Source organism: Defluviitalea phaphyphila (assembly GCF_001466305.1).
Classification (GTDB): Bacteria; Bacillota; Clostridia; order Lachnospirales; family Defluviitaleaceae; genus Defluviitalea_A; species Defluviitalea_A phaphyphila.
The window spans coordinates 1-13,723 of the sequence record NZ_JWID01000028.1 but is presented as its reverse complement, the minus strand read 5'-3'; the positions used below and the strand labels follow the sequence as shown (position 1 = coordinate 13,723).

The following is a 13,723-nucleotide window of genomic DNA, read 5'->3' as shown; positions in this document are numbered from 1 at the left end:
AATTTATAATTATATGGGTAGAGACTTTTTAACTTTTCTAACTGGATATATTATCCATATATTTTAATTAACTAGCACAAGAGATTAAATTATAATATTTAATTTAAAAATACTTTTTAATAAAAACTCTTATTTTATAAAGAAATATACATAAAATATTAATGATAAATTTTTCTTTTTTACAAAATCATAATTCTTACAATCAAAAATATACTCTTTATAAAAATTGTCTAACTTAAAGTTTTAAAATACATATGTTTTTAATTATCGCTTTTTTTCCTATCTATCAGTCTATAATCATATATCTGCCATTTTTCTTCATGTTTCTTAAGTACATAAACAACCGTTGGAATACTTTCATCTAATTGATTTTCTTGATATACATATGCAATATTGCTATCATCAAAATTTTCTGTTCGTAACATAAATGGAGATTCTAGAGTAATATTAAATTCTATCATATCTTCATAATTATATAAGTATGGTGGTTTAAATTTTTTTGGACATAATTCCTCTAATCTAGATTCAATATCTGGAATATCTATTTCTTCTTTATTTATTATTGAATGCATATTAAGATATTCTAGGACAACAGCTTCTGGTGTTGATGGATAATCGAAAAAATCTACAGAAATATTTTCAAGAACAAACTTACCGTCTATATAGCTAAAATAACGATTTACATGAGTATATAAATAGTCATAACTTTGTCTTTTTTGAACATAACCTGTATAGATCCCATCTCCATCTAAATCCAGCATTTCATCATTTCCAACACCCGTACCTGATGCAGAATAGACCAATTGGTTTAATGAATTATTACATACCTCATATAATTCAAATCCAACTAAATTAGCATCATTGGTATTCCTACAATATAAAACAGGTTGATCTCTATCTAATAAATAAATTAATTCAACACTAAAACATCTATATCCAGAAGGTTCTAAGTGATAATAGATTTTATACTCGCCTTCATTAGCTCCCACATAATAAATATCTTTTACATAATTTTTATCCTTTTCATTTTTATAACCATAAGCAATTATAAGTTCATCAATCATATTTCCATCAAAATCATAATATTGCTGAAATAAAATCTCCATATCATCTGGGATATTTAATATAGCTTTTAATTCTCCCATATCCCATTTAAAATTATCTTTGGCAATATCTTCGGTTATAATCCTATTTTCCTCTACTTCTTCATTATTTTTAATTTCTAACTCTTGATTCTTAAGTTGACTATCTTTGTTTTCACAAGAAGTTAATAATACAATTAAAAATATCATAATTGTACCCATTTTTAGAAACTTTCTCTTCATCTCTTACCACCCATTTCATATATTCTAAAAAAGCCCCATCATTTATGATAGGGTTCTCCTTTTATTATTTTAAATCCTCTATATACCTGTTCTAAAAGTATTAATCTCATTAGTTGATGGGGAAAGGTCATTTTAGAAAAGCTAATATGTTCATTAGCTTTATCTAGAACTTCTTTTGATAATCCTATAGACCCTCCTATTATAAATACTATATGACTTTTGCCTTGAAGTCCTAATTTTTCTATTTTAGTTGCCATTTCTTCTGAAGTATACTGCTTTCCTTCTATAGCTAAAGCTATAATATGTGCTTCCTTTTCTATATGATTTAGTATTCTTTGTCCTTCTTTTTTCTTTATTTCTTCTTCTTGGGCTTTACTTAAGTTTTCTGGAGCCTTTTCATCTGCAACTTCTATTATTTCTAATTTGCAGTATCTAGATAAACGTTTTTTATATTCATCTATCCCCATACGTAAATATTTTCCCTTTAACTTACCTACAGAAATTATTGTTATTTTCATATTATCCCTCTTAAATAAATTATATTATAAGACTAAGGGCAGCCAATTTAGGCTGCCCTTATACAATGACTCTATTTTTTTACCCTTTTCACATCTGCTCCTAGGGCACTTAACTTTTTCTCAATAAATTCATAACCTCTATCAATATATTTTAAATTCGTAATAGTAGTCTTCCCTTCTGCTGCTAAAGCCGCTAAAACTAATCCTGCTCCTGCTCTAAGATCAGTAGCTGAAACTTGAGCTCCTGTAAGCTTTCTTAAGCCTTTTATTATGGCCACCCTACCTTCTACTTTAATGTCGGCCCCTAATCTTTTTAATTCGTCTATGTATTGGAAACGATTTTCCCATACGCTTTCTGTAATAATGCTTGTCCCTTCTGCCGTACTAAGCAGTGCAGACATTTGCGGCTGTAAATCCGTTGGAAAACCTGGATAAGGCAAAGTTTTAACATTTACTCCTTTCAAAGGATCAGAAGCTATAACTCTAATAAAATCATCTCCCTCTTCTACCTTTACCCCCATTTCTGAAAGCTTAGCAGATAAAGACTCCATATGTTTTGGAATTAAATTTTTTACTGTTACATCTCCCCTTGTAATAGCTCCTGCCATCATATAAGTACCAGCTTCTATCTGATCAGGTATAATCATATAATTGGTTCCTGATAATTTTTTAACTCCAACTATTCTAATAACATCAGTTCCTGCACCTTTTATATTAGCTCCCATACTATTTAAAAAATTAGCTGTATCTACTATGTGTGGCTCTTTTGCTGCATTTTCTATTACCGTTGTTCCTTCTGCTAATACAGCCGCTAACATAATATTAATGGTTGCTCCTACACTTACAACATCTAAATAAATAGAAGTCCCTACTAATTTTTTAGCTGATGCTTTTATCATTCCATGTTCTACTACTACATCTGCCCCTAAAGCACTAAAACCTTTTATATGTTGATCAATAGGTCTTATCCCAAAATCACATCCACCTGGAAATGCTACTTCTGCCTTTTTATAACGGCCTAAAAGTGCTCCCAACAAATAATATGATGCTCTAATTTTTTTAACTGATTCATAAGTTGCACAAAAATTCTTAATATTTCTACTATCAACTTTTAATGTATGTTTATCTATAAACTCACATTTTACCCCCATATCATTTAATGTATTACAAAGACTAATAACATCATCAATATATGGTAAATTTTCAATTATACAAATATCATCTGATAAAATTGCAGCAGGAATTATAGCAACAGCAGCATTTTTAGCTCCATTTACTGTTACCTCTCCTTGCAATCTTTTTGCCCCTTTTATAATTAATTCTTCCAACACAAACACCTCTTAAATCGATTTATGAAACTCTAACAAATATTATTATAGTCCCATATAATTATATCACTAAAAATTTTTGTAAGAAAGTATTTTTTTTAATACTTTTATTTTTATTATATTACAATATTTCATTAGTATAAGCATTTATATAAAAATATCTGCCATCTCCTAAAATTATTCTATAATAAGGAACCCCTTCTCCTTCTTTATTCCACATATTATCTTCAATTAAATATCCAATGTCTATTTTTTTAATAACTACAATTTCATCAGGCTTTTGGGTACTTTCAATTTGATTTTTAAACCCAAACAAAATCTCATCAGGAGCATATATACTTCTTGAAAGTCCTGTATATCTTACAGGCTCCATTTTATATATATTTACTTTTTCTATACCTTGAGGTTTTATTACAAATTCTATATAACTATTATAAATAATGTTATCGCCGTACTTTTCGTAATAATAATATATATAACTACCATTTTCTTCTCTAAAATCATATTCTAATTTGGATAAATTATATCCTAAATCATCTAAAAATTTATCCGCTAACTTTTTAGACTGTTCTTTATTATAAACTAGAATATCTTCTGATGTAAGATCTGCTTCATAAAAAATTCTCCCTGTTAAAAATTCTATTTTTTTATTATCTTTATAATATATAGTTTTTTCTTCATTTTCTTCTGTAGTTTCTGTAGATATCCTTATATTTTCAGTATCTTCAAAAATAACTTTAAGAATATTTCTTTCTTCATCATCATCAATATATTTCGGTTGTAAAATAAGTTTTCTCATAGGAGGATATTTTTGTGGCAATAAAGTATAAATAATAATATTACTATCATATAAAAGTTTTTTTATATTTGCTTCCTGTTCTGCTTTAAGAGTAAAAGCTTCTACTTTCTTTTTATAGTTCATATATCCTAATATTATATTTAGTATTATAAATATAAATATTAATATGTTTTTTAATTTGGCCCAATTCATAATAATCCTCTTTTCTATTTACTGGCTTTAATAGGATAAAGTGTTCCTCCTATATCAACTATCCAATAAATTTCTGCACGAGTATTTAATTCCTTTTGATAATATGCCCAATACATATCATCTATTTCTATATTTTCTATCCCTTTAGAATGTAATTCATTAATTATTTTTTCTAAAGCCTGAATATAATCTATATTAATTTCTTGCTCTTCATCTAGCAAACTACCTTCCCAAATTAATCTCTTATAAAATTTTACTTTATTATTCTCAACTATAATTTTGACTGCATGTTTCATCCCTATTTTATTAATTATTTTCTGAGAAAAAACATATGGTATATCCTGTATTTTAAAATCAAATTCAAATTCCCAACCTCTATCTGTTTTACTTTGTTTAGATAAGTAAATAAAATTTTCTAATAATCCTTCTTTCTCTAAAGAATTTTCATGTCTATCCAAAAAACTTTTAGCCACTTGATATGCTTCTATAAAACTCATATTATCCTCATTATTTCCGCTTCCAGACTGATCTGTATACTCTATAAATCCCTCAGGAAAATACTTTACCATAATGTTACCTTCTATATAATATATTATTCCATTTTCTGCTTCTTGCTTTTTCTTTAAATCTGGATTAGAAAATAATGGATTTATAATTTTTTCTAATTTAACTTCGTCCATATTCCCATTATTTATTACTGGATTTGTCATAATTATATTCTGATAAGTCGGAAATTTATTAAAAGTTGGCAAAAACACATTGTTAACAAATTGATTTATTTGTCTTTGTTTTGTAGATATATAAATGATTTCATCAATATCTTCATTAAATCTATTAACTAATTCATATAAAGATACTTTATTACTAATATCTACTCTATAAACTTTCTCATCTGTTTCATCGACAAAATAACAATTCATATTTTGGGTCAAACTCTTATTAGGAACTATGATTATTTGATTAAATTTTGGAATCTTAGATGAGATATTACTTCTGGCTGTCAACCCTTCAGTGGATATAATATCTGGATATTTATATAATATAGATTTTTTAGATAAAATTTTCGTCCAATTTAAATCTTCTTCTATAATATTTTCCCCATTTAAAAATATATTAGTTAAAACTTCTGTCATTTCTTCTGTAGCTGCTTCAAACTCTTTTGTTGTATTTTTTAGTATACTATAAGCTCCTCCTTCAACTCCAAAATTTATTATAATTTTTTCAGGCATCAGTAAATGTATAGGCTCATCTAAATCACTAATTAAACTATAACTATTTTTTTGAAAAAAACTATAAAAAAAGTTACGATTTGGCAAACTCCCAAACCATAACTCTCCCGTCTGAAATATACTTATTAAAATTAAACTAACTAACAAAATACTTTTTATATTATTAAACTTTTTCATTTTATCACCATATTTTAATCCAATAAAGATTTTAATATTTTACTTTCTTGATCTGACTTATCTTCTTCTATAGAAAAAATATTACTAATTTTAACTTCTTCTATTTCTTTTTTTATTTCTTCCTTTTTTCTATTAATTTGAAAAATAAAAATCTCATTTTCATCCTTTAATTCTACGATAATTTCTATATAATTTTCTCCTTCTTTTAGGTCTATTAATTGGCTAAATAATCCAGAGGGTCCTACCTTTTGCGAATAAGATTGTATACACTCTTTATTCTCTTTATCTTGATAAACATTAAAAGTAATCTTTGTTCCTTCTTTAGCTTCTCCGGAAATATTTCTAAATTTATCAAAGGTAACTTCTTTTTCTTTTGTTAAACCTGCTGTTATTTTTATTAATCCTAAATCTAATAGACCTTCTTTTTCATCATCGTCTTCATCGTCAATTTCATCAATATTTTCATTTGAATTATCCCTAGCTTCGTCAATATCTATATCTTCATTAATATCGTCTTCATCAATATTTAACTCTAAATCCTTATCAATTTCATCAGTACTTTCTTTAAAATTATCATTAGATTGATCCATATTTATATCTATATCCGAATTTATATTATCTGCATCAGAATTTATATCTACATTTGTATTAATTTCAACATCTGATTTTGTATTAGTATCTGTTTTACCTGCCATAACTTTAGTTGTTGGAAGTAATAATATCATAAAAATCGCAATATATAAATATTTTCGCAAAAGGAATCCTCCTTTCTCATAAGGCTTTTATTTAATAATTATACAAAAATAATATTACAAAATGATTACAAGAGACTTACTTTTAAATTACACCCTTTAATTATTTTTTGGAAATTCTAAAATAATAGTTGTTCCTTTTCCTTTCTCACTTTCAGCCCATATCTTCCCATTATGATTTTCCATAATCTCTTTTGCAATAGCTAAACCTAAGCCTGTTCCTCCCATTGCTCTAGACCTTGCCTTATCAACTCTATAAAACCTTTCAAAAATTCTAGGTAAATCTTCTTTAGAAATTCCTATCCCTGTATCTTTTACAAACACTCTAACATTGTCTTCATTGTCTAAAACACCTATATTAATACTTGCTTTTTCTGGACTATATTTAATAGCATTACTTAGTATATTACTAAATACTTGATATATTCTATCAGGGTCTATATTAATAAATAATTTTTTTATATTTGTATTAAACTGCATATTTTGCTGTTTTTTTTGAGCATGAATTTTATGTTTATTTACACTATCTTCTATTAAATGAATTAAGTTAATAGACCTTTTATTAAATTTAACTTGTTTATTATCTAATCTAGATAATTCAAGTAAATCTTGAACTAATGCAGTCATTCTATCCGTTTCATTATTTATGACTTCAAGAAAAGGAATAGCCACTTCTTTTTCTTCTAAAGCTCCATCTAATAAGGTTTCTGTATAACTTTTTATAGTTGTAAGAGGTGTTCTAAGCTCATGAGAAACATTGGCTACAAATTCCTTTCTCATTTCTTCTAATTCTTTTTGTTCTGTTACATCTTGAAGTACAATAATAATCCCTTCTATTTCTCCCTTTTCTCTTCCGTAAGCTGCAAAACAAGCATTAATATATCTATCTCCTATCATCATTATATGCTGTTTTATAGAATTAGGCTTCATTTTAATAAATTCATCAAATCTAAGCTCTAAACCTGCTTTTTTAAATATATCATAAAAATACTTTTCCATAGTATCTGTTTTAAGCATAGTATACGCTGCTGGATTTGCTTGAATTAACATTCCTTTTCTATCAAAGGCTAATATCCCATCTGTCATATTAGAAATTACAGTTTCTAATTTGTTTTTTTCGCTAGATATAGCTAAAAGCATTTGATTTAATTCTTCTGCCATATGATTAAAACTTCCAGTTAATTGACCTATTTCATCATTAGATTTTACTTCTATTTTGCAATCTAATCGACCTTCTGCCATTTCTTTAGCTCTTTTAGTTAAAACCTTAATGGGAGCTGTTAAAGTCTTTGAAAAATAAATTCCAAAAACCATAGTAATAAATAAAGCTCCAATAGAAGCAATTAAAATAATATTAGTTATTTTAGCTATATTATCTGCTATTTCTTGGGTAGAAGCTCTAATATAAATAATATATAAAACTTCCGAATTTGACGAAAGTATGGGAGAAGCATAATCCACATATTCAACTGTAGTACTTCCTTCTAATACATTAATCGGTCTACCCATTGAAGGCTCTTTATTTAGTTTTGCTTCATATACTACTCTCTTATTCCATCTTTCTTCATCCATTTGTGAATCAGGGAATTTAATATTTCCATATGAATCTAATATGTATAATTTTTTATTACCCAAAAAATTGCCATCCCAAACTAAAGTATTTAAATCATTCCAAGAACTTTTTAAATTCCCTTGAGATGAAAAAAAATTATTTTGAATGATATCCGTTGCTTCTTTTAATTCCACATAAATTTTATTATATTCATATCTTTCTATTTGCCATAAAATAAAGGTTCCACTAGATATCATTACAATTAAAACTAATGTGAGGTAAATAAAGACAAGTCTCCACTGAATACTTTTCATATAATACTCTACCCCTTAAAATAATATCCTACGCCTCGCTTAGTTAATATGTATTTTGCTTTACTTGGGTCATCTTCTATTTTTTCTCTTAATCTCCTAACAGTTACATCTACTGTGCGAATATCTCCATAATACTCATAACCCCATACTTTTTCTAAAAGGGTTTCTCTTGAAAAAATTTGTCCCTTTCGCATAGCTAAAAATTTAAAAAGTTCATATTCTCTAAGGGTAAGCGCTACTATTTCTCCATTTTTTCTTACTTCATATTTATTAATATCTAAAGTTAAATTACCATAAGTAAATATATTTTCATTATCTTCTTTCTTAGTTTCTTTTTCTATTAAGGATATTCTTCTAAGATTTGCTTTTACTCTTGCCATTAACTCCCTTACACTAAAGGGCTTTGTAACATAATCATCTGCTCCTAATTCTAAACCTAAAACTTTGTCTACTTCTTCTGCTCTAGCTGTTAACATTACTATGGGAGTGTCTTTTTTTTCTCTTACTTTTCTACATACCTGAAAACCATCTATTTTAGGCATCATAATATCTAATAAAATTAAATCTGGATCTTTATCAAATATTATATTTAAAGCTTCTTCTCCATCATATGCTTTTAAAACTTCATATCCTTCCTTTTTAAGATTATATTCTATAATATCCGTAATATTTTTTTCATCATCAACTATTAAAACTTTTTGTTTCATAGAAACACCTCTTTTTTTAATTCTAATTTTATTGTAACAAAAAACTTTTTTATTGTAAATTAGGGTGCTAAAAGCACCCTAATTTATACCCAATATTAATGGGCGAACTAAGTCCGCCCTATTTACTATAAGTAATTATATGGATTTTGTGCTTCTCCATTTTTTCTTATTTCAAAATGAAGATGTGGTCCTGTACTATTTCCTGTACTACCAACAGCCGCTATTTTTTCTCCTTTTGCAACCTTTTGTCCTACACTAACATAAATTTCACTAGCATGAGCATAATAAGTTTGGAATCCATTCCCATGATCAATTATTACAAGATATCCATATCCATTACTCCATCCTGCTTTTACAACCGTACCTCCATCGGAAGCATATATAGGGGTTCCTATAGGTGCTGCTAAATCTATTCCTGCATGGAAAGTACCCCATCTTGAACCAAAACCAGATGTTAATGTTCCTGATACCGGCATCCTAAAAGACCCTGTAGCACTTTTTGGAGGAGGAGTTTTAGTCCCTATTAAAATAACTTCTTCTTTAGGTTCCTTTATAACTTCTTCAGATATAATCTCTTCTCCTTCTTCATATCCATTAATTCTAATTTTATAGGCTGTTATTTCCTTTTCTCCTTCTTCTCCTTCTTCTAATATTTCTACTTCTGTTTTATATTTACTGTCATCTTCCTTATATACAACAGGTTTTTCTATAGGTTCAGTATAAGTATATTTTTCTTTAGTCATAACAGAAATTATAGGTTTTGGTATAACTAAATTTATTTCTTGTCCAATTTGTATTATGCTATCTTCTTCTAATCCAGGATTAGCTTTTAATAAGTCTTCTACTGTCATATCATATCTTATAGCTACATCCCAAAGGGTATCTCCCTCTTTTATAATATATTTTTTTTCTTCATTTGTACTTTTGGTCAGCTTAGCTACTGCTTCTTCCTTTGTCAAAACATCCTCTAAAGAGTCAATAAATTCTGATTCTATATCAACTTCTTCCACAAAAGAAATTTCTTCTATGTTATTTTTATTCTCTTCTTCTATATAATTATTTTTTACTTCCTCTAAAACAGCTTCTGCTTCTTCCATACTTTCTACAACTGCTTGAATTTCTCCATCAACTTTTATGTTATAAACTTTTATATCATAAGTAACATTATCTTTTATACTGCTTATTAATTCTTCTTTTGTCATCATTTCTTTTTTAGAAACATGAGTTGGTTCTAAAGATAAACTCTCATGAATATTAATTTCATGATTTAATTCTTCTTCTATAATAGATTCAGCTTCTTCAAAGGCTTCATTAGCTAAATTTTCATCTTCCATATTTATTATCCCAACCTGATTATCATCTAGCAATACATAATATGCATTATCTTGCATAGAAAGTTGAAATCCTGAGTAAAAAACTGTAGTCATAACAATGGCCACTACAAATGCTTTAAAATATTTCATCATATCAATTGATTTTACTTTCCCTAAATTTATCATTTTTTTCCTCCGTACCATTGTTTATTGTTTTTTTAATAATTATGTAACACTTTTGTAAAAATTACAATGATATTTTAACAAATACATAAGAATTTGTAAAGCCCATTATTAAAAAAACATAAAAAAATTCCCTATAATAGGGAATTTTTATTCTGATAAAATATTAATTATTACTGCTTTGTCACTTCCATAATTTTCTAAAGTAACAACTATTAACATATCTTCTTTTAAATCTCTTCTACTTAACCTTCTAGTTCCGTCGAAAACTTCTACATCCTTTTCAATCAAAACTCTTCTTGTTCCCAAAATATCATCACTAGTTTCAAGCTCTAAATAACTATTGGCAAAATCTATCTCCTTTATATATCCTTTTAAAGTTATAACTTCAGCCTCATCTTCAACTGTCATCTCTTCTATTTCTAAACTATCTAAATAAAGTTCTACTTCCTGTCCTAATCGAAGATCATATATGGTTATATTTCCTTCTCCTTTTTTAAAAATTTTAGCTCCATAAATCAAAGGATAAGTTTGAGTTGTTCCATTATCTAGTTTAAGAGTTATCTTAGATTGATTAGAAGATATTAATATTTCTTTTATAATCCCTGATACTTCTGAGTAAGAACCCCTAGCATAAACACTTACTACTTTATCATATTCTAATTCTAAAGAAATTTCATCGCCTATCCTAAGATCTCCTAATTCTGCTTCATCCATTCCTTTTTTGCTTATTATAGCATCTGATGGAATCTTATAATTAGTTATTTCCCCCTCACTATTTTCTACAACTAAAATATTAATTCCATTTTCTATAGTTTTTTCTAATAAGGTTCCTTTTTCTTTTCTGTTTTTTTCCATTATAGTCGCTTTATAAATAGTATAACCCTTGACTTCAGATATAATAACATCACCTGTATTAATATCAGTAAAAGAAATTTTTTCATTATCTTTAGTAATAACTGCATTTTCACTTACAGTATAAGTTTCAATTTTTTCTTTTATATCTCCCTTATAGTCCACATATTTTACTCTTATATCTATTTTACCATTTGCAGTAATATCTTCTACTATACCATCTACTTCCTTAGTAAAAACATCAGATATTTCTATATTCTCCACCAAATTAGTATTATCCTGATTATTATATGTATCTTCTATATTATCTGTATTAGTTTCTTCTAAACTATCTAAAATAATAATTTCATCAATTTTATCTTGATTATCTTCTTTTACTAATTTTGCTAATATCATATCTCCTTCTTTAATAGTTTCTATATTGGTTTCTTTATCTTTTATAAGAATTTTAGCATCTTTATTGATATAATAATACGACTGCTTATTATCCCCATATTGTATTAATATATAATATAAATTAGTGTATATTTTTTTAACTGTTCCCTGTATATATTCTTCTTTATCTTCCACTTCTTTTTCATCTTCTATTTCTGTAACTGAGGTAAGGTTTTGAGAATCTGCAAGTACTTTAGCTAATACTGCTCTTGTAACTTTATCCTGTGGATTAAAATTAGTACCATCTCCTCCTATTATCCCCTCATTTTTTAAATACAGCACATATGGCTTTGCCGAAGAAGAAATTAAATCATCATCTAAAAATCCTGTTGATGAAGTATTTTTTAAAGCCTCTTCTTCTTTTCCCATTAATCTAACTACAAATACAGCCATATCTTCTCTTTTAAGAGATAAGACTGCTTCTTCCCCTTCTTGATTTTCTACTACAAACTTAGCTAAATCTTCTTCTTTTAAAATCCCTTTATAAAGTAAATAAGCTATTTCTTCATCACTACTTTTATCCCATTTTGAAAATCTTTCTTCATACATTTTTAAAATATTTTCATATTTTTTAATAGCTGCTTCATATATCTTTTTTTCTTCTTCTGTAACATCACTATTTACTAAAGGGTCTTTATATCCTGCTATTTTGGCACCTATTTGAGAAAATAAAAAATAATCTACACTTTCATTAGGCTTAAATTCTTGCTGAGTATTTCCGGCCATCCATTTTTTTTCTGTAACTTTTTGTATTGATTCATACGCCCAATGACTCTCTGGTACATCTACATAATTAACCTTAGCCAATACAGAAGTAGACATACTAGTTGCTAATACTATGGCTAGTCCTACTCTTTTAAAATATTTCATTAATAACCCTCCTCAAATTATATCTATATTTCATAACAATTATGATAATCCATTATTATTGTATGTTAAAATATTGCTATATGCAAGTATTTCCAACAAAAATCCTATTAATATGGGTATATATATCCTTTTTCCCATAAATATTGTTCTTTTTCATACTTATTTAACATAAATTGAGCAAACAATATTCTATTCTCTATTATTTTTTTTGAATGAAAACTAATAACTTCTCTTCCGCACTGTAAACTTATTATAGTTTTATCACTTTTTTGTGTTATCTCTTCTATATGTAAGAGAGAAATATAGCCTTCACTGCCATCAGCTCTGCCTATGGGCTTTCTAACCTTTATGGGAACTAATACTATATCCCTAGAAAATACCAAAGGAAGTCCATTTCTTCTGTGCAGAGTTTCTCTAGTCCACTGCCTTAAAGCATAAAGGTCAATTCTTCTTAGATGAAATAAATAAGAAAGAAAGGATCTTATACTTTTATCTATAAATATTTTCTCTCCATTATCAGTATATATAATCACCGCATTCTCTCCCTTATCTCCGTATACCGGTAAGATGCCCTGTATTCCTTTTTTTATAATATCTCTCATATAATCCCTCCTTAGCATTTTCTTGTTATTATTTTATCAGAACATATGTTCTTATTCAAGTCTTTTTTATTATTTTGTAAGTAAATACATTTTTTCACCTAATAATATCTTTAACTTATCAATACCTCTTTTTTTATGTTTAATAGCTACACTATAAGAACACCCCATTTCCTCTGCAATTTCTTTTACACTTTTTCTATTTATATAAAAATCTACTATCACTTTTTGCTGTTTATCAGTTAATTTTAAAAAAGCTTTTTTAAGCAAACTAACTTCTTCTTTTAGTTCTACTATATCCTCTATATTTATTTCATCTAAAATTGTATCCTTTGGAGAATTTCCTTCTTCCCAACCTATGTCAAGGGAATATTCTTCTTCTTTTTTCTTTAGCTTGTTGTAGTAGAAAAATTTTACTTGATTTTTTATATAAGCTTCAAAGGGAACTCCCCTAAAAAAATCATAATTTTTAATGGCTTCTAATAAAATCTATAAATGTCAAGTTAAAAATGTAACTTTTTGATCATTTAAGAATGTAGTTTTTTACTCATTATCCTGTTGAAAATGATCTTTTA

12 protein-coding genes are annotated in these 13,723 nt (G+C 27.2%); all 12 read right to left on the bottom strand.

Going from position 1 to position 13,723, the window contains the following annotated elements:
* Positions 1 to 260 precede the first annotated feature (260 nt).
* Positions 261 to 1,325: a hypothetical protein gene (locus OM90_RS11040; protein WP_058486940.1), complete on the bottom strand. Its 1,065-nt coding sequence runs from the start codon at positions 1,323 to 1,325 to the stop codon at positions 261 to 263.
* 38 nt (positions 1,326 to 1,363) lie between these two features.
* Entirely contained in the window at positions 1,364 to 1,843 is a 480-nt protein-coding gene (gene rlmH, locus OM90_RS11035) for a 23S rRNA (pseudouridine(1915)-N(3))-methyltransferase RlmH (RefSeq protein ID WP_058486939.1), read from the bottom strand.
* A 71-nt stretch (positions 1,844 to 1,914) separates the two neighbouring features.
* Complete coding sequence (locus OM90_RS11030; protein ID WP_058486938.1) at positions 1,915 to 3,171, bottom strand: UDP-N-acetylglucosamine 1-carboxyvinyltransferase; 1,257 nt, start codon at positions 3,169 to 3,171, stop codon at positions 1,915 to 1,917.
* Between the two features lie 121 nt (positions 3,172 to 3,292).
* On the bottom strand, positions 3,293 to 4,162 hold the full coding sequence (locus OM90_RS11025) for a hypothetical protein (RefSeq protein ID WP_058486937.1): 870 nt from the start codon (positions 4,160 to 4,162) through the stop codon (positions 3,293 to 3,295).
* A 14-nt stretch (positions 4,163 to 4,176) separates the two neighbouring features.
* Complete coding sequence (locus OM90_RS11020) at positions 4,177 to 5,568, bottom strand: hypothetical protein (RefSeq protein ID WP_058486936.1); 1,392 nt, start codon at positions 5,566 to 5,568, stop codon at positions 4,177 to 4,179.
* Positions 5,569 to 5,582: 14 nt separating this feature from the next.
* Positions 5,583 to 6,323: a hypothetical protein gene (locus tag OM90_RS11015; RefSeq protein ID WP_058486935.1), complete on the bottom strand. Its 741-nt coding sequence runs from the start codon at positions 6,321 to 6,323 to the stop codon at positions 5,583 to 5,585.
* A gap of 96 nt (positions 6,324 to 6,419) precedes the next feature.
* The gene (locus tag OM90_RS11010) at positions 6,420 to 8,186 is read right to left on the bottom strand and encodes an ATP-binding protein (protein WP_058486934.1); all 1,767 of its coding nucleotides are present in this window, start codon (positions 8,184 to 8,186) and stop codon (positions 6,420 to 6,422) included.
* Between the two features lie 8 nt (positions 8,187 to 8,194).
* Positions 8,195 to 8,893 (bottom strand): response regulator YycF, encoded by a 699-nt coding sequence (yycF, locus tag OM90_RS11005; RefSeq protein ID WP_058486933.1) that lies wholly within the window; start codon positions 8,891 to 8,893, stop codon positions 8,195 to 8,197.
* Positions 8,894 to 9,018: 125 nt separating this feature from the next.
* Positions 9,019 to 10,392 (bottom strand): LysM peptidoglycan-binding domain-containing M23 family metallopeptidase, encoded by a 1,374-nt coding sequence (locus tag OM90_RS11000; protein ID WP_058486932.1) that lies wholly within the window; start codon positions 10,390 to 10,392, stop codon positions 9,019 to 9,021.
* A gap of 147 nt (positions 10,393 to 10,539) precedes the next feature.
* The gene (locus OM90_RS10995) at positions 10,540 to 12,549 is read right to left on the bottom strand and encodes an S-layer homology domain-containing protein (RefSeq protein WP_058486931.1); all 2,010 of its coding nucleotides are present in this window, start codon (positions 12,547 to 12,549) and stop codon (positions 10,540 to 10,542) included.
* Positions 12,550 to 12,656: 107 nt separating this feature from the next.
* Positions 12,657 to 13,151: a hypothetical protein gene (locus OM90_RS10990; RefSeq protein WP_058486930.1), complete on the bottom strand. Its 495-nt coding sequence runs from the start codon at positions 13,149 to 13,151 to the stop codon at positions 12,657 to 12,659.
* Positions 13,152 to 13,220: 69 nt separating this feature from the next.
* Positions 13,221 to 13,622 (bottom strand): sigma-70 family RNA polymerase sigma factor, encoded by a 402-nt coding sequence (locus tag OM90_RS12435; RefSeq protein WP_278335819.1) that lies wholly within the window; start codon positions 13,620 to 13,622, stop codon positions 13,221 to 13,223.
* Between the last annotated feature and the right edge of the window lie 101 nt (positions 13,623 to 13,723).